This is a genomic window from Mesorhizobium loti, assembly GCA_014189435.1.
Classification (GTDB): domain Bacteria; phylum Pseudomonadota; class Alphaproteobacteria; order Rhizobiales; family Rhizobiaceae; genus Mesorhizobium; species Mesorhizobium loti_G.
Genome location: CP050293.1, coordinates 5,001,784 through 5,019,055, shown reverse-complemented (window position 1 = coordinate 5,019,055; position 17,272 = coordinate 5,001,784). Strand labels below are relative to the sequence as shown.

The following is a 17,272-nucleotide window of genomic DNA, read 5'->3' as shown; positions in this document are numbered from 1 at the left end:
TCCGGGAAACAAGGTGGGAGAGGTGATTGTCGTACCTAGTTCTTGATCGGATCAGCAAGCGGTTTGGCGGCTTCAATGCACTGACCAATATCAGCCTTTCCGTCGAGCGGGGGACGGCTCGTGCGGTACTCGGCGAGAACGGAGCAGGCAAGACCACGTTGATGAACGTGCTTTTCGGCCTCTACCGGCCAACCGAGGGAAGCATCCAGATCGATGGCAAGGCCGTCTCTTTCAGGTCGCCAGCCGATGCCATCGCCAATGGCGTGGGCATGATCCACCAGCACATGCATCTTGCCGAGGCGCTGACCGTTACCGAAAACATCGTGCTCGGTCTCGGCGGTTTGCACAGTCCGCTCAACCTGCGCCGGCACTCCGCGAAAATCGCGGCGCTGAGCGAGCGTTATGGCCTCGCTGTCGAGCCAGACCAGCCGGTCTGGAAACTGCCGATCGGCATGCGCCAGCGGGTGGAAATCCTGAAGATGCTCTACAGGGGCGCCAAGATACTGGTGCTGGATGAACCGACAAGCGTGCTGGCGCCGAACGAGATCGACTCGTTCCTTGAGCGCGTGAAGGCATTGCGCGACGACGGTACGACAATCCTTTTCGTCACGCATAAACTCGATGAGGTCATGCGGATCGCCGACACGGTTTCCGTCATGCGCCACGGCCAGTTGGTGGCCGAGCGCGACATTGGGCAGACGGATGTGCGGCAGCTTTCCCGACTGATGGTCGGCAGGGATGTCGAGCCGGTGCGGGTTCCGCGTCTGACCGCGCCGGGAGGTCCGGTTCTGGAATGCGTGGATCTTGTCGCGCGCGGCGAACGCGGACTGACGGCGCTTGACCGGGTTTCGCTGACGATACGCCAGGGCGAGATCCTGGGCGTGGCCGGTATCGACGGCAACGGACAAAGCGAACTGGCCGAAATTATCTGCGGTCTGCGCAAGCCGGAGTCCGGCAGCATTCGCGCTGGCGCCACGGAGATTACCGGGCTCGGTGTTTCAGCGCGGATGCGCGGCTCTCGGATTGGGTTCGTGCCCGAGGACAGGCACGGCGCCGGCCTTGTGCTCGACCATTCGATTGCCATCAACTTCGTGCTGCGATCCTTTCGTCGCAGGCCTGTTTCACGCTTGGGCCTGATCAATGCACGTTTTATCGCTGAACAGGCGCGGCGGATGATGAAAGGCTACGACGTGCGGTCCCGCTCGCCCGCTCAGCCGGCACGGGAGCTTTCCGGCGGCAACCAGCAGAAAATCATCCTGGCGCGCGAAATTGAAGCGGGACCCGAGATCCTGATCGTCATGCAGGCGACCAAGGGCCTTGACGTCGGCGCGATCGAATTCGTCCAGCGGAAAATACTTGAGGCTCGGGATCGCGGCGTCGCGGTTCTCTGCATTTCGACGGAGCTTGAACATATCGCCGAGGTTGCCGACCGCATCGCCGTCATGCATCGCGGCCGCTTCACGGGAGAGGTCCTTCCAGGGCAGGCGACGGCCGAGCATATCGGCCTGCTGATGTCGGGCTTGTCGGTGGGAGAACAACAATGACGCGACTGCGCGACGCACTTGTCGGCTTGCGGGTTGTCATGGCCGTCGCCGTGGCGCTCGGGCTTGGCTCAATCCTGATCCTGGTGACGGGAGCCGATCCGGTGAAAGCCTATGCCGCTCTCGTTCACGAGTCGCTTTTCGACTATTGGGGCCTGTCCAACACAATCGTGAAAACGTCTCCCATCCTGCTTGCCTCGCTTGCGGTCATGGTGCCGCTGCGGGCCGGCGTCTACAATATCGGCGGCGAGGGCCAGATCTACATGGGCGGCCTGTTCGGCACGCTGGCGGCGCTGCATCTACCTGCGCTTCCTTCCATGATTGCAATTCCCTCGGCGCTCCTGTGCGCCATGCTGGGCGGGGCGCTTTGGGCGGGCATCGCAGGCTTGTTGAAAGCATGGCGGGGCATCAACGAGGTCATCGTGACCCTGCTGATGAACTACATCGCCATCCACGTCGTGAGTTTCGCGGTCAGTGGCCCGATGATCGCCAGCGGGGCACCTTACCCCTACTCGGACGAGATCCCCGAGCAATACCGGTTGCCGCTGCTGATGCCGCAGACCGACGCTCATATCGGAATCATTTTCGGTCTTGTCGCGGCAGGTGTGATCGCCTTCATCTTCGCTCGCACAGCGACTGGCCTGTCACTCGACATTGTCGGCAAAAGCCCAAGAGCTGCCAGATACGCCGGGCTGAACGTGAAAACCCATATCGTCGCCTCGATGGCCTCGGGGGGAATGCTGGCTGGCCTCGCCGGCGGCATCGAAGTGCTTGGCCTGAAATATCGCCTCTTCCATCTTTTCAGTCCCGGCTATGGTTTCGATGGCGTCGTCGCCGCCTTCATCGCCAACGCCAATCCGGCCTTTGCCCCGCTGTCAGCCCTGTTCCTTGGCGCGCTCAAATCCGGCGCCAGTGTGATGCAGCGGGCCGCCGGCGTGGAGGGAACCGTCGTCGACGCCATTGTTGGCCTGGTCGTCATCTTGGTCGCCGCCAGCCTGGCCTGGAAAGGCGATCTTCTGGGCGGCCTGATCGAGGGGTTCAGGCTAAAGCCGACGCCGGCCGACCAGGTTAACCCGACGGAGCAACAATCATGAGTTTCCTCCCCGACATTGGTCTGATCGCCGTCCTGCTGGCTTCCGGGGTCAGGCTGGCAACGCCGATCGGCTTCGCGGCCCTGGGCGGCGTGCTTGCCGAGCGCAGCGGCGTCTACAATGTCGGCCTGGAAGGGATGATGTTGTGGGGTGCGTTTGGGGCGGCGGCCGGCACCTATCTCACAGGCTCACCGGTCGCGGGGCTCGTCGCCGGGGTCCTGCTGGGCGCGGTGGCGGGACTGCTGCTTGCCCTGTTGTGCGTCAGCCTCGCGGTCAACCAGCTCGTAGCCGGGATTGCCATCAACTTGCTGTGCGCTGGCCTCACGGCCTTCCTGGCCCGCGCTCTGTTCGGGCTTGCGGGCGGCGGAACCGCGGTCAGCGGATTTGCTTCGCTGCCTGTCCCCTACCTCTCGGGATTGCCGCTGATCGGTCCGGCCCTCTTTAATCAGGATCCGCTGGCTTACATGCTGCCTGTGCTCGTGGCGGCCGTGACGATCTGCCTTTATCGAACGCAGGCGGGTCTAAGACTAAGGGCCGCCGGCGAGGGCCCGAGGGCGGTTGATTCAGCCGGTGTCAACGTAACGGCGGTCCGCTACGTTTCGCTGGCATTGAGCGGCGCGTTCGCCGCAGCCGGCGGCTGCCATCTTGTGTTGTGCCAGGTCTACATATTTTCCGAGGGCATGAGTGCGGGAAAAGGCTTTATCGCGCTGGCCGCGATCATCCTCGGCCGGTGGCATCCGGTCGGCGCGGTTGTCGCGGCTCTCTTCTTCGGATTGTGCGACGCGTTGCAGCTTCAACTGCAGTTTTCCAATCCGCTTGTTCCCTATCAGATCTTTCTGATCCTGCCCTTTGCCGCGTCACTGGTTGCTCTTGTGTGGTTCAACAAGGGCACTCGGCAACCGGCGGCGACAGGCACCGTCTTCGATCGGGAAGCCCGTTAGGGCACCGACAGCGGCTCGATCCATGCGGGCCGGCTAACCACGAGGGCCGCCCGCATTTCGCCCGCGCCCGATATCGCCGCCTTTTGGCATCTCACGGAATTGCTCCGTTCATCGCCGATCAGCGCCGGCCTCAGTGCGCAGGCCAGGACAACGCCATCCAGCATGAAGGCAACCCGCCCGGTCTTGACACGCAAAACGCGTTTTGTTTATAATGCAATCAAGTTGCAAATAGTGCAACAAATGGGAGAGAACATTGCTGAAAACCTTGCGGGCGCTGGTCGCCAGGCTCAACGGATTTGTGCCGGTCGTTGTTGTGTCCGCAGCGGGTGGGCACCCGGCAAGCGTTGTTCCGGGCAGGGCCCTGCCGACACATGCAAAGATGGCGAGCTAGGCGATGCGGTCCCCGAAGCTGAGACGGGATACGCGGCTGGTTCATGCCGGCCGCCACCCAGCCGATTTCGGCGGTGTCGTGAACACGCCAGTGGTCCGCGCCTCGACGGTGCTCTATCCTGACATCGGCGCTTACGAACGCTCCCGGGCCAGCAAATTTGGCGCGTTGCGCTATGGCCGTTATGGCACGCAGACGTCCTTCGCGCTCGCTGAGGCGATGGCCGAAATTGAAGGTGCGGATGGAGCCGTTCTCTATCCGTCAGGCCTGGCGGCAATTGCCGGCGTGCTGAAATCCCTGCTTAGCCCGGGAGACCATCTGCTGGTCACCGACGCGGTGTACGGCCCGGCGCGAATTTTCTGCGATACCGAGCTTCGCCGCAACGGGATTGACGTCACGTTCTTCGCTCCCGGCATTGGCGCGTCCATTGGCGATCTCGTGCGACCGCAAACCCGGGTGGTCTATTGCGAGTCGCCAGGCAGCCTGACCTTCGAGGTCCAGGACATTCCGGTGATTGCGGCCGCCTGCCGTTCGCCCGACATCGCCATCGTTGTCGACAACACCTGGGCGACGCCCTTCTTCCACCGGCCGCTGGACCTTGGCGCCCATGTCACGATCCACGCGGCGACGAAGTACATCGTCGGGCACTCGGATGCGATGCTGGGTGTGGCGGTGGCGAACGAACGCCACTTGCCGCGGATCCGGGACTGGGCAGCCGGACACGGCGTGCTTGCCGGGCCGGATGAATGCTGGCTTGCCTTGCGAGGGCTGCGCTCGCTGGGCGCCAGGTTGCGCCAGCACCAGGAGAGCGCGAAGACGATAGCCGGGTCGCTGAAGGGGCATCCCGCCGTCGAGAGAGTGCTCTATCCAGCACTTGATACCGACAGCTCGCACACGATCTGGGGCCGGGATTTTTCGGGAGCGACTGGGCTGTTCGGCGTTGAACTGGTGAACACCAGCCCTGATATGGTCCGCGCCTTCATCGACTCCCTCGAGCTGTTTGGCATCGGCTCCAGCTGGGGCGGCTTTGAGAGCCTGATCCTCCCTTCAAAACCGGTACGCACAGCCAGCGAACCACACTGGAAAGGCCCACTTCTGCGGCTTCACATCGGCCTCGAGGATCCCGACGATCTTCTCGACGACCTTCAGCGCGGCCTTGACGTGCTGCATGAAGCCAACTGCCATGACGAAAGGAAACGCAATGTCCAGCATCGTTGACGATGAAGTCCAGGCACTCGTTGCCGAGGCAAAGACGCGTATCGAGCGTGATGGCGCGAACCGCGGCAGTCTTACCGATGTCCTCGCGGTCATCGAGCGGGCCGCGAGCCTGCCCGGGCGCTGGGGTCCCGATCGTTATCCCGATCCCGATGCCGGGGAACGGCAGGCCCGCTATCTGATCGCGACCGATCCCGATGACAGCTTCACGCTCTATCTCAATGTGATGCGGCCAGGAAACCGGATACCGCCCCACAATCACACGACCTGGGCCTGCATCGCCGCCGTCGAGGGTGCCGAGCACAACACACTTTACGAGCGCACCGACGGACGCACCGGCGCCGGGCCCGCGACGCTGCGCTCAACCGGTGAGGTCGACGTGCGGCCGGGCAGGGGCATCGCGCTCCTGGCGGACGATATTCACTCGGTGGAGATCCGCGGCGAACAGCCGATCAGGCATTTACATTTCTACGGGAAGGCGCTCGAGACGCTCAGCGAGCGTTTGATGTTTGATCTCGATGCGGGTGAGGCGAAGCCAATGAAGATGGCTGTCGCGACGAAGAAATAGGGCAGGCAGGATGCGATTTCCCTCACCTATCAGTGCTTCCACTGCGAAGGCGTGGCTATCCGACGGGCAGGAGCTTGCCCTCCTCGACGTTCGCGAGGCGGGAGAGTTCGCCTCGGGCCATCCGCTGTTTGCAACCTCGCTGCCGTTTGGTGTGCTGGAGGCCAAATTGCCTGTCCTGGTGCCCTCGACGGCTTGCCGGATCGTTTTCATGGATGACGGCTATTCGCAGCGAGCCGAACGGGCCGCCGAAATCGCCCGGCGGTGCGGTTATCAAGAAGTGTTCTTCCTCGATGGCGGAGCGACTGGATGGCAACGATCGGGCCTGTCACTTTTCGAGGGTGTATTCGTTCCGAGCAAAGCCTTCGGCGAACTGGTCGAGCAAGCCTTCTCTGTGCCGCATGTATCTCCTGAAGAGCTTAATCGTTGGCAGCGGGAGGGCAGGAGGATCGTCCTGCTCGACGGGCGACCGCCTGAGGAACATCACCGGATGAACATTCCGGGCAGCATCTGTCTGCCCAACGGCGACCTTGCGTATCGGGCAAGCGCCATTATCCCGGATCCGGAAATTCCGGTGGTGGTTCATTGCGCGGGTCGCACCAGATCCATCATCGGTGCCCAGATACTTCGTGACCTCGGCTTTCCCAATCCCGTCTTCGCGCTGGAAAACGGAACCCAGGGCTGGACGCTTGCCGGTCTCGACCTGGAACGTGGATCGGACCGAGCTGTCGAGGCGGTACCAGATGCGGAAAGCCGGACGACGATGCGGGCCAGGGCGAGGACGCTCGGCGAGGCGTGGCAAGTGCCGTTTGTCGATGTCGCGACCGTGAATGCCTGGCTCGGCGATGGGCTCAGGACGACCTATGTCTTTGACGTGCGCGGCGATGCCGAATTTCACAGCAATCACATCGAAGGCGCCACGCACGCACCAGGCGGCCAGCTCATCCAGTCGACCGACCATTGGGTTGCGGTGCGCCGGGCGCGGATAGTGCTGGCCGACGATACCGGCCTGCGGGCCGTGGTCGTTGCCCGTTATCTGAAGATGATGGGGCTCGATTGCCACGTGCTGGCGGCCGCTGAAGACGCGTGGGGCGACATTGTATCGCCACGGCCGCCGCGCCCCGCGATGCCGGACCTGCCGCGCGCGGCGGTTCCGCTGCCGCGCGATGCCATCGTCCTGGACGTCAGGGCGAGCATGGCATATCGCTCGGCTCACATTTCAGGCGCTCAATGGGCACTCAGGCATCAGCTCAGCGAGCGGCTGAAACATGTCGGGAAGGCGGCGCTGGTCGTGTTATGCGCCGACGACAGCGACGTCCTGGCACTGGCCGCCTCGGATCTCCGGGAAGACGGGTTTTCCAATCTGGCTGAGCTCTCAGGCACCGCTGCCAGCTGGCGCGAAGCGGGCTTCCAGGTGGTTTCGACACCGGAGCAGCCATCGGACGCTCAGGCGCTGGATTTCGTCTTTTTCACCCATGACCGTCACAGCGGGAACCTTGAGGCGGCTCGTCGCTACCTGTCCTGGGAAACGGGTCTGGTTGGCCGCCTCGACGCCGCCGAGAAACTTGAACTGAGCCGTTGCCTGCCGACGCGAACGGAATCGTTCGCAATGCCTCGACAAAGCGAAAAACGACTTTCCAACGCGGGATGAAAACAGAAACCCTCAGCTTGAGGGTCATCAAAGCATGCCAATAAAATGAAAATCAGTTGCACTATATGCAACCTTAAGAAAGGGGAATATGATATGACCATGCAGAAATCGATCCGTATCGTAGCCGTGCTCGCGGCAATGGCCCTTGGAACGCAGCTCGCCGCTGCCGATCCGATCATGATCGGGCTGAGCAGCCCGCAGACCGGCGGCGCGGCCTATCTCGGCCAGCATCAACGCTGGGGCGCGGAGCTCGCGATCGAGGAAATCAATGCGGCAGGCGGCGCTATTGGCCAGCAGCTCCAGCTCTCAGTCCAGGACAACCAGTGCAACCCCACACAGGGCGCCGCCAGCGCCGAACAGTTGATCAGCGTCGGCAAGGTTTCCGCCATCGTTGGCGCGCTCTGCAGTTCGGCCACGCTGAGCATCATGCCGATCATCGAAAAGGCAGGCATCCCGCTGGTGGTCGAGACGTCAACCTCGCCGAAAATCACCGAGCTGGCGGGTGTGGGCGGCAACAAATGGACATTCCGCATCAACCCGTCCGACCAGGAACTGGCAATCGGCCTCGCCCGCTACCTGATTGCGGACGGCAAGATCAAGAAAGTCGCCTTCGCTGGCGAGGACACTGATTACGGTCGCGGTGGTCATGCGGCCCTTAAGGCCGTGCTCGAGAAGAACGGCGTCGAGGTTGGCAATGGCGACTTCTTCGGCCGCGACACACAGGACTTCTCGGCCTTTCTAGCCCGCATGGGGTCGGACAAGCCGGACGCGATCGCCGTCTACCTCAATGGCGCGGACGAACTGAACTTCCTGCGGCAGTACCGCGCCTCCGGTCTGACCATCCCGCTGACAGGGCGTGTCGAGTTCTCGGAGCTCCAGGAAGGCGTTGTCGAAAGCGGTGCTATCAACGGCGCGACGAGCGTGTTCCCTTATTCTGAGCAGATCACGGTTGGCGACAACACAGCCTTTGTCGAGCGGTTCCGCAAGAAGTTTGGCGAGGTGCCGAATGCCCAGAGCTATGAGGGCTATACGGCCATCAGGCTGGTTGCCGACGCGATCGAGCGGGCGAAGTCGGCCGAGCCCGGCAAGATCCGTGATGCGCTGCAGAGTGCGTCCTTCAAGGCGACGCTGGGCGATGTGCTGAAATTCGATGATCATCACCAAGCCCATCCTTCGGCGGTGATTCTGCAGATCGAGAACAGCAAGGTGGTCGTCAAAGGGCTGTTCAACACCTGATCGGGCCACGGTCCTTTTCGCGAACGAGGTTGTCATGCTTGTCTCGACACTCATTCTAAACGGCCTGGTGATGGGCGCGATCTACGCGCTCATCGGGGTCGGCCTGTCGCTGATTTTCGGGGTTCTGGAAATCGTCAACTTCGCGCACGGGCAGATCTATACGCTCGGCGCACTGGCCCTGGCGTTGCTGGTTGGCCATTTCGGGTTCGGCTTCCTGCCGGCGGCGTTTGTGTCGGCGCTCGGCGTCGCCGCGTTCGGCTATCTCCTCTACGTGCTTTTCCTGCGGCATATCCGAAAGGGTGAGTTCGAGCGCGGCATCATCCTGACGCTCGGCATCGGCATCGTTGTCCAGAATGCGCTGATCTACTTCTACGGCGCCACGCCGCAAATCGTCGACACCGAGTTCAGCTTCAAGGACATCAGTTTCCTGGGGTTGCGGGTGGAGATGATCAAGGCGATCGCTGTCGGTTTCGCTATTGTTTCGATCACCACACTGCATCTCGTACTGACACGGACGCGGTTCGGCATGGCGATCCGGGCGCTGTCGCAAAATCGCGAGGCCGCTCTCGTCGTTGGCATGCGGCCCACTGTCATCGCCGGTCATGCGGTCGTGATCGGGACGGCTCTGGCAGGGCTTGCCGGTGCGGTGCTGGCGCCAGTCTTTACAGTCCATCCGCTGATGGGCGCGCCAATCCTGTTCAAGGCTTTCGCGATCGTCATCATCGGCGGTCTCGGGCACCTGCCGGGCGCCGTCGTCGCTAGCCTGATCATTGGCGTGTCCGAAAGCCTGGCCGGTGGCCTCGGGTCGGCCTCGCTGCAGGATGCGGCCGTGTTCCTGGTGATGATCGCGATGCTGCAGTTCCGGCCGATGGGTCTTTTCGGCAAAGGGGTCAGGATATGAGCATGGCCGCCGCCAGCATGAATTCGCCCTGGCCTCCCTTGCGTCGGCTTGGACTGTCGGCAGGTGCCGTCATCCTGCTTACGCTCCCACTCTGGTCGCCATCGGACTACATCACCGGCATCGCGACGCTTGCCATCTTCTTCGCCGTCGCCAGCACCGGGCTCAACGTGGTCTATGGCTATGCCGGCCTGCTGTCGTTCGCGCAGGTCGGGTTCTGGGGCCTTGGGGCGTATGTATCGGCTCTGCTGGTCACCGATCACGGCTTTTCGCCGTGGACGGCCATTGGCTGTGCGGGTGCCGTGTGCGTTGTGACCTCGCTTGTCGGCGGGCTTGCCGCGCTACGCGTTTCGCGCGATGCGTTCGTCGTCATCACGCTCAGTTTCAGCCTGCTTCTGCAGCTGCTCGCACGCAGCTGGACATCTCTGACCCGCGGCGCCATGGGCATTCCCGGTCTGCCGTCTCCGCAGGTTCGCCTGGGTGATACGATCCTGCTGGATGGCAACACGGCATCGGGTTTCTACTGGATCGCGCTGGGCTGCGGTGCCCTGGTCGTCGCGGCGACCTGGTGGCTTCTTCGATCGCGCGTCGGCAGGGCGTTCGTCGCGGTCAACCTCGATGAGAATCTGGCGCGATCGCAAGGGATTTCCGTTTTCCTTCACCAGCTGTCGGCCTTCGCTCTTTCGGCTCTCATCGGCGGCCTCGCCGGCGCGCTCTACGTCTTCAAGCTCGGCATCGTCGATCCCGGCATCTTCGACATCTACTATGCGCAGATGATGTTGATCATCGTCATTGTCGGAGGCGCCGGTCACTTCTGGTTCGTGCTGTTGATGAGCTTTGTCTTCACCGCGCTGCCCGAACTGCTGCGCCTCGCACCGGAACTGCGCATGATCCTGTTTGGACTTGTGCTGGTCATAACCATCCAGTTCATGCCCCAGGGGCTGGGCGGATATCTGGCCGATCGCCGAAACCGTATGCTGAGGAGGACCGAATAATGCCGTCACAGCAGCCACTTCTTTCGGTTGAGGGCCTCAGCAAATCATTTTCCGGCATCAGGGCGGTCGATGACCTGACATTCGTGGTCGAGCGGGGCGAGATCCTGGGTCTGATCGGACCAAACGGATCGGGCAAGAGCACCTCCATCGACTGTATCACCGGCTTCACGAGGGCGGACCAAGGCTCCGTGTTGCTTGACGGGAAGCGGCTGACTGGCGCGCGCGCCGAGCAGATCGCCCAGGCAGGCCTTTCCCGAACGTTCCAGAATGTGCGCGTCTATGACCGGCTGACACTCATGGAAAATGTGCTGATCGCGCGCCAGGCCTATGACGGCGTCCCTTGGTGGCAGGCGCTGGCCGGCACGCAGGCCTGCCGCGGTGCCGAGCGTCGGGCCAGCGAGCGCGGCCGCGAGCTGATCCATCTGGTGGGGCTGGCGACGATGTCGGCCTTCCCGGCCGCGTTCCTGTCCTACGGGCAAAAGAAGCTGCTCGCGCTGGCGATGGCCCTGATGTCCAATCCGAAAATCGTCATTCTCGACGAGCCGCTGGCTGGCGTTAACCCGACGGTCATCAGGAGGATCGCCGGCCTCATCCAATCACTCAACGGCGACGGTCAGACATTCATCATAGTAGAGCACAACGTTCAGTTCATCATGGAACACTGTTCCCGGGTGGTGGTGATGGAGCAGGGTCGAAAGCTCGCCGAGGGGCCGCCGTCCCTCATCAAGGAGGACGAGCGTGTGCTGCACGCCTATCTTGGCAAGGCCGACGCCGTAGCGATGGAGCTAGCATTCCATGGCCAGTGACGTCGCACTCGAAATCAGCGACTGGTCGGTCGGCTACCTCGATCATCCGATCGTGCGCGACTTCTCGGCGGTCTTCGCTACCGGTTCGGTGACCAGCCTGATCGGCGGCAATGGCGCCGGGAAATCGACGCTGCTCAAATCCATTTTCGGCCTCAACAAACACTTCTCCGGAAAGCTGACCTTCGAGGGCAAGTCCGTTGAGGGACTGTCGCCCGCTGCAAGGCTCAAGACCGGTATCGGCATCGTGCCCCAGGGGCGGTGCAACTTTCCCCAGATGACCGTTCACGAAAACCTGGAGATGGGCGCATACCTTCTGCCGCGGACAAGGGCGTCGGCCGCGATCGAGAGCGTGATCGAACTCTTCCCGATGCTGCGCCGCAAATGGCGCCAGCTTGCCGGCAATCTGAGCGGCGGCGAACAGCAGATCCTGGAAACGGCGATGGTGCTTGAAAACAGCCCCAGGCTTCTTCTGCTCGATGAGCCGTCACTGGGCCTTTCACCGAGGATGCAGTCGGAGGTGTTCGAGACGGTGAATTCGATCCGGAGCAAAGGCGTGACTGTCATCATGGCGGAACAGAATGTGTTCGGATCGCTGATGATCTCGGACCGCGCGATCGTCCTGGAACTCGGCCGCAAATTCGCCGACGGCCCCGCAAGCGACGTCATGCATGATCCCCGTATCAAGGCTGCCTTCCTCGGCGGCGAGCCGGTGGTCGAAACGACAGACATATGAACAGCCCGGAGCGAGACATGAGCCATGCCGAAACAACCGTCATCCCGGCCCGCAAAGGCATTGCCTTCCAGGTGCGTCGCGGGAGCCGGCTGAAGATCATCAACACGCACGGGTCGCAGGTGCTTGACACCTGGGCCTTCGCTCTCAATGACATGAAGGAGTACATGTCGATGGAGCATACGCGATCATCGACCAGCCGCATCATCCCGGCTACCGGCGACACCTATGTGAGCAACCTGTTCACCCCGATGCTCACGGTGATCGAGGACACGTCGCCGGGCATCCATGACACGTTGATGTGCTGCTGCAGCCGCAAGACCTATGAGCGGTTGAAATACGAAGGCTACCACGACAATTGCAACGACAACTTTCACGCCGCGCTGGCAAGCGTTGGCAAGCAGTTGGCCTTCACACCCGGACCGCTCAACCTGTTCATGAACTTTCCGGTGTCAGGCGCAGGCGTCATCACCCGCGAGCCTCCGGTCTCACGGCCGGGCGACCATGTTCTCTTCGATGTGAAGGCGGATCTGCTGATGGTTATTTCGGCTTGTCCGCAGGACATCCAGACGGTCAACGGCGCGGGCAAGATGCCGACTGACGCCGCGTTCCAGATCCTGAACTGAAAGCGTCAGCATGACCGAAACCAGAGGCAGCCATCAAAGATGAAAACGCTCGATACAGCGCTCAAACTGCTCAAGCTGTTCGAAACCGAGGAACAGACGCTTTCGGTGACGGAAATCGCCGAAGCGACGGCCCTGCCGAAAAGCAAGGTATCGCGGCTGCTTGCCGACTTTCGCGCCAACGGCTTTCTGGAGCAGGACGAACAGACGCGCCGTTACCGCGTTGGCCTTGCCGCGTTTGAGCTAGGCTCCAACTACATCAAGTCGCAGCCGCTGGCGCACGCGGCCCTGCCGGTATTGCGACAGATCGTCGAGAGAACGGGTCATTCGACAACGCTCAGCGTGATGCGTGGCGATCTCATCCTGCACATCCTCGCCGTCGAAGGTCCGCACTATATCGACGGCCGCTGGCGCGTCGGCAATAGACTGCCATTCCACGCAACGTCCGCCGGCAAGGTCCTGCTCGCGGGCCTGACGCCGGCTGGTTTCGAGGCGTTTGTCGCCAATCGTCGCCTTGATCCGATCACGCCTTCCACCGTGACGGATCCCGAGGTGTTTCGGCGCCAGATCGAGGAGACAAGAGACAGCGGCGTCTCGCTGACCCGAGGGGAGAGCGCTCCTGGATTGTCTGCGATTGCCGTTCCGGTGCTGGGGCGCTCGAACGACACCGTCGCTGCCCTCGGCCTCATCATTCCCGACCGGTTCTTTGCTGAGGAGGAGACGGATTCACTGATCGCGTTGCTGCACGAAGAAGCGCGAACGCTGTCGATCAAATGCGGCGCCGCCGACTACCCGTTCGGCTCTGCCAGCACTTCACCCAAGCCTGCTCTGGCAAGGTCGGCCGCGCCAGTCTGACAACCGCGAGATGGACGGATCAAGAAGCATGAACGAGCGTGTCCCGCAGTCGCAGCCATTTGTTGCGCCCATTACCGAACGCGGCACAATCAGTGCGGGCACCACCGCAAGCGGGCGCGAGATCCGCATTCCCTATCTGGTCAAGCGCGGGCAGGGCGAGGGACCCTGTCTGTGGGTGAATGCCGCCGTACACGGTGACGAAATCAATGGTGTGTTTGCTGCACAGCGGTTTTTCGATCGGCTCGAACCGTCCGTGATGACCGGCAGCGTCGTGGTGACACCGGTTGCCAACGTGCTGGCCTTCGACGAGCGGCGCAAGACAACGCTGATCGACAGCATCGACATGGATCAGAGTTTTCCCGGCCGGGCGAACGGTTTCGCGACCGAGCGCGCCGCCGCCGCCCTGTTCGATCGTTTCGGCAAGTCCGCCGATGTGGTGATCAACATCCACACGCTTGGCACGCCATTCGATGCCGCGCCCTACGCCGTCTACAAGGTCCATCCGGAAGCGCGGGTCTCCGAAGCCGAATTGCTGGCGCACATAGCCTGTTTTGAGCCCACGATTGCCTGCCGCATGCCCGTCGCCAACGCGTTAGGCGAGTTGCCGGGAAACATTGGCGGCGCGTTGGATTACCAGTCGCTTTCGCTGGGGGCGATCGCTTTCATGGTCGAGCTTGGTGGCGGCGGCCGGCTGGAGGAGGATCACGTTGAACATGGCGTCGCCGGCCTCATGCGGCTGGCTGGCAAGATCGGCATCCTGGCCGCATCGTCGGACCCGGTCGCGCGCCAGATAAGGCGGGTGACCAGGCGCGCCCACCGGCTGGCGAAGGCCGGCGGCCTGTTCGAACCGAAGGTACTGCCTGGAACCGCTGTCAAAGCTGGCGGCAGCATCGGTAGCATCCGCAACCTGTTTGGTGATGTCATCGAGGACATCGCGGTCGAGACAGACAGCTGGGTGATCGCGGTAAGGCGCGATCCCGTCGTGCATTCGGGCGATCGCGTCGCCTTCCTGGCTACTGAATGGAGCGATACAGATGTCGCAGCCTGAAGGAAGCGGCAGGCGACCGATCGTTGCCGTGAGCCAATACGCGCCGGTGCATGGCACGGTCGCCGCAAATCTCGCTTTGTCCCTGGTAAAGATCGATGAAGCGGCGCGGCGCGGCGCCTCGATCGTGATCCTGCCGGAATGCTGCACGACGGGGCTCGTGTTTCCTGACCGGTCCCAGCTGCTCGCGATCGCCGAGACCATCGACGGCCCGAGCGTAAAGGCGTGGTGCGAGATTGCCCTGCGCCTGAACATCTATCTGATCGCCGGGATGGCGGAACGGGATGGAGAACAACTTTACAACACCGCCGTCATCGCCACCCCTGACGGGGCTGTTTCGCGCTATCGCAAGGCGCATGTCTTTGGCCGCGAGAAGAGCCTTTTCGATCTCGGCGATCAACTCGCTTGCATCGACACGCCCTGGGGGAGAGTGGGACTGGCAGTCTGCTACGATCTCTGGTTTCCGGAGGTGACCCGCGCCCTGGCAGCAAGCGGTGCAACGCTTGTAGCTTCACCGAGCAACTGGTCCGTCCCGCCACGTCAGGCCCAGGATGCCCCAAACGCCGCGCCGATGGCGATGCACCTGGCGATGGCCGCCGCCTGCAGCAATGAAATCACCATCGCCTGCGCTGACCGCACTGGCGAGGAGGGCGGCGTACGTTTCCTAGGGCAAAGCTTCATCGTCGGGCCCAATGGCCGGCTTCTGGCAGGTCCGGCTGGGGCAAGCAGCGACGACTGTCTCCTTGCGGAATGGCCTGACTCGGCACTGACGCGCACCATGGTGCAGAGCCACATGGATACACGCCGTGACGAACTCTACCGAAGCCAGGTCGTGGCGCTCGGCACCGGAGGCGATCGGGCGCAATGAGCCGCAGGCTGAGCCACGCGCATTGGGGAACATTCGAAGCGAACCTGAGGGGCGGCCGGATCGATTCTGTCTCGCCCTTCGGCCATGACAGCCACCCATCGGCTCTGATCCAGTCCGTTCCGAGCGCCGTGCATGCCGCCTCGCGCGTAGCGCAGCCGATGGTGCGCGAGGGTTATCTGCTGCGAGGGCCAGGCGACCTGTCCCGGCGGCGCGGAGCCGAGCCGTTTGTTCCGGTAAGCTGGGAGGAGGTGCTTCAGCTGGTCTCGCAGCAACTGCGCGACGTGAAGGAAGAGCATGGCAACAAGGCGATTTTCGGCGGTTCGTATGGATGGTCGAGCGCAGGGCGGATCAATCACGCCCGCACACTTGTCCATCGTTTCCTGTACGGGTTCGGCGGTTGCGTCGATCAGGTGACCAATTACAGCTGGGGTGCGGCGGCAGTGCTGCTGCCGCACATCGTAGGCGGCATCGAAGCCGTTGCAGGGCCTGTCACCGACTGGCCGAGCATCATCAAGAACACGAAGCTCATGGTTCTGTTCGGCGGCGCGGCCGAAAAGAACATGCTCATCACCACCGGAGGCGCCGGTAACCACGAGAGTCCGGGCTGGCTCAAACAGGCCCGGGACGCAGGCGTCGAATTCGTGTCGATCAGTCCTCTCAAACGCGACTGTAGTGACTGGCTTGGTGCCGAGTGGCTGCCGATCAGGCCGGGCGCCGATACCGCTCTCATGCTGGCGTTCGCGCGCACCTTGATTGTCAATGACCGTGTCGACCTCGCCTTCATGGACAAGTGCACTGTCGGCTACGAGCGTTTCCGCGACTATGTTCTCGGTCTCACGGACGGCAGACCAAAATCCCCGGCTTGGGCCTCTGGCCTCACCGGCATTGATGCGGACAGGATTTCTGGTCTGGCGCTGCGCATGGCCGACGCCCGCACGATGCTTTCAGCAACCTGGTCATTGCAGCGTAAGCGCGTAGGCATCCCCACGTAGCGTGCAGGCGGTTGATCGCTCATTTTCAGCATGAATCATGCGGAGAATCCTATGAGCGACAGTATGAGCCATCATCGAACATTCGAGATTTTGACGGCGGAGCCTGTGCCGTCCCGACGCAAGCCGCGCCATCGGTCGGACGAAGAGAAGGCACGGCTTGTCGCCGAAGCGTTCTCGCCAGGGGGCAATGTCTCGGCGGTTGCGCGTTCCGAGGGGCTGGACCCCTCGCAGCTCTATGCGTGGCGCCGCAAGGCGCTTTCGTCGGGCATGGTTGCGCCACTGACGGAGGGAGCGAGCAAGCCGGCGAAGTTCACGCGCTTTGAAGCGGTGGGCAGCGACACGGTGGAAATCGTCATTGGCGACGCAGTGGTGCGCGCCGGCGGCGATGTCGATCCCGATCGCCTGGCGAGGATCATCCGCGCGGTTCGTAAGGCATGATCGCTTCCGGTGTGGTGGTTTACGTGTCGTGCCAGCCGGTCGACTTCCGCAAGGGCGCGGCATCTTTGATGGCGCTGGTCAGGGATGGCGGCCTGGACCCATTCTCGGGGGCACTTCACGTATTCCGTTCGAAGCGTGCGGACCGGGTTCGCATCGTGTGGTGGGACGGCAGCGGGGTTTGTCTTTATTCGAAGACTCTGGAAGATCACAGCTTCTGCTGGCCGGGGATATCGGCCGCGCGCATGCGTCTCGACCACGCCCAGTTGATGGCGCTTCTGGCCGGACTGGACTGGAAAAAGATTCGTCCGGCCAGGGTCAGGCGGCCGTTATCGACGGGCTGAAACCGGCCTGCGGCAAGATGAATCATGCGGCTGGAACGGTTGGGAAAGCGGCT

18 protein-coding genes are annotated in these 17,272 nt (G+C 62.5%); all 18 read left to right on the top strand.

Annotated elements, in window-relative coordinates:
* Positions 1-26 precede the first annotated feature (26 nt).
* On the top strand, positions 27-1,544 hold the full coding sequence (locus tag HB777_24160; GenBank protein QND66694.1) for an ABC transporter ATP-binding protein: 1,518 nt from the start codon (positions 27-29) through the stop codon (positions 1,542-1,544).
* Positions 1,541-2,635 (top strand): ABC transporter permease, encoded by a 1,095-nt coding sequence (locus tag HB777_24155; GenBank protein QND66693.1) that lies wholly within the window; start codon positions 1,541-1,543, stop codon positions 2,633-2,635. Before HB777_24160 ends, HB777_24155 begins: the two co-directional genes overlap by 4 nt.
* Positions 2,632-3,573, top strand: coding sequence for an ABC transporter permease (locus tag HB777_24150; protein QND66692.1), 942 nt, complete (start codon positions 2,632-2,634; stop codon positions 3,571-3,573). Before HB777_24155 ends, HB777_24150 begins: the two co-directional genes overlap by 4 nt.
* Positions 3,574-3,982: 409 nt before the next feature.
* Positions 3,983-5,179 (top strand): cystathionine beta-lyase, encoded by a 1,197-nt coding sequence (gene metC / locus HB777_24145; GenBank protein ID QND68895.1) that lies wholly within the window; start codon positions 3,983-3,985, stop codon positions 5,177-5,179.
* A complete protein-coding gene (locus HB777_24140; GenBank protein ID QND66691.1) occupies positions 5,163-5,744 on the top strand; it encodes a hypothetical protein in 582 nt (193 codons plus the stop codon). Before metC ends, HB777_24140 begins: the two co-directional genes overlap by 17 nt.
* Before the next feature lie 10 nt (positions 5,745-5,754).
* Positions 5,755-7,392 (top strand): sulfurtransferase, encoded by a 1,638-nt coding sequence (locus HB777_24135; protein QND66690.1) that lies wholly within the window; start codon positions 5,755-5,757, stop codon positions 7,390-7,392.
* Between the two features lie 93 nt (positions 7,393-7,485).
* Positions 7,486-8,628: an ABC transporter substrate-binding protein gene (locus HB777_24130; protein QND66689.1), complete on the top strand. Its 1,143-nt coding sequence runs from the start codon at positions 7,486-7,488 to the stop codon at positions 8,626-8,628.
* Positions 8,629-8,662: 34 nt separating this feature from the next.
* Positions 8,663-9,529 carry a branched-chain amino acid ABC transporter permease gene (locus HB777_24125; GenBank protein ID QND66688.1) on the top strand — a complete coding sequence of 289 codons (867 nt, stop codon included), beginning with the start codon at positions 8,663-8,665 and terminating at the stop codon, positions 9,527-9,529.
* Between the two features lie 2 nt (positions 9,530-9,531).
* A complete protein-coding gene (locus tag HB777_24120; protein QND66687.1) occupies positions 9,532-10,521 on the top strand; it encodes a branched-chain amino acid ABC transporter permease in 990 nt (329 codons plus the stop codon).
* On the top strand, positions 10,521-11,327 hold the full coding sequence (locus HB777_24115; GenBank protein QND66686.1) for an ABC transporter ATP-binding protein: 807 nt from the start codon (positions 10,521-10,523) through the stop codon (positions 11,325-11,327). The genes HB777_24120 and HB777_24115 overlap by 1 nt, the downstream gene beginning before the upstream one ends.
* Entirely contained in the window at positions 11,317-12,060 is a 744-nt protein-coding gene (locus tag HB777_24110; protein ID QND66685.1) for an ABC transporter ATP-binding protein, read from the top strand. The genes HB777_24115 and HB777_24110 overlap by 11 nt, the downstream gene beginning before the upstream one ends.
* A gap of 17 nt (positions 12,061-12,077) precedes the next feature.
* The gene (locus HB777_24105; protein ID QND66684.1) at positions 12,078-12,683 is read left to right on the top strand and encodes an urea carboxylase-associated family protein; all 606 of its coding nucleotides are present in this window, start codon (positions 12,078-12,080) and stop codon (positions 12,681-12,683) included.
* A 39-nt stretch (positions 12,684-12,722) separates the two neighbouring features.
* On the top strand, positions 12,723-13,535 hold the full coding sequence (locus tag HB777_24100) for an IclR family transcriptional regulator (protein ID QND66683.1): 813 nt from the start codon (positions 12,723-12,725) through the stop codon (positions 13,533-13,535).
* A gap of 28 nt (positions 13,536-13,563) precedes the next feature.
* A complete protein-coding gene (locus HB777_24095) occupies positions 13,564-14,583 on the top strand; it encodes a hypothetical protein (GenBank protein QND66682.1) in 1,020 nt (339 codons plus the stop codon).
* Positions 14,570-15,448 (top strand): hypothetical protein, encoded by an 879-nt coding sequence (locus HB777_24090; GenBank protein QND66681.1) that lies wholly within the window; start codon positions 14,570-14,572, stop codon positions 15,446-15,448. The genes HB777_24095 and HB777_24090 overlap by 14 nt, the downstream gene beginning before the upstream one ends.
* Entirely contained in the window at positions 15,445-16,440 is a 996-nt protein-coding gene (locus HB777_24085) for a molybdopterin-dependent oxidoreductase (GenBank protein ID QND66680.1), read from the top strand. Before HB777_24090 ends, HB777_24085 begins: the two co-directional genes overlap by 4 nt.
* Before the next feature lie 51 nt (positions 16,441-16,491).
* Positions 16,492-16,878: a transposase gene (locus HB777_24080; GenBank protein ID QND66679.1), complete on the top strand. Its 387-nt coding sequence runs from the start codon at positions 16,492-16,494 to the stop codon at positions 16,876-16,878.
* On the top strand, positions 16,875-17,219 hold the full coding sequence (tnpB, locus tag HB777_24075) for an IS66 family insertion sequence element accessory protein TnpB (protein QND66678.1): 345 nt from the start codon (positions 16,875-16,877) through the stop codon (positions 17,217-17,219). The genes HB777_24080 and tnpB overlap by 4 nt, the downstream gene beginning before the upstream one ends.
* Positions 17,220-17,272: the final 53 nt, after the last annotated feature.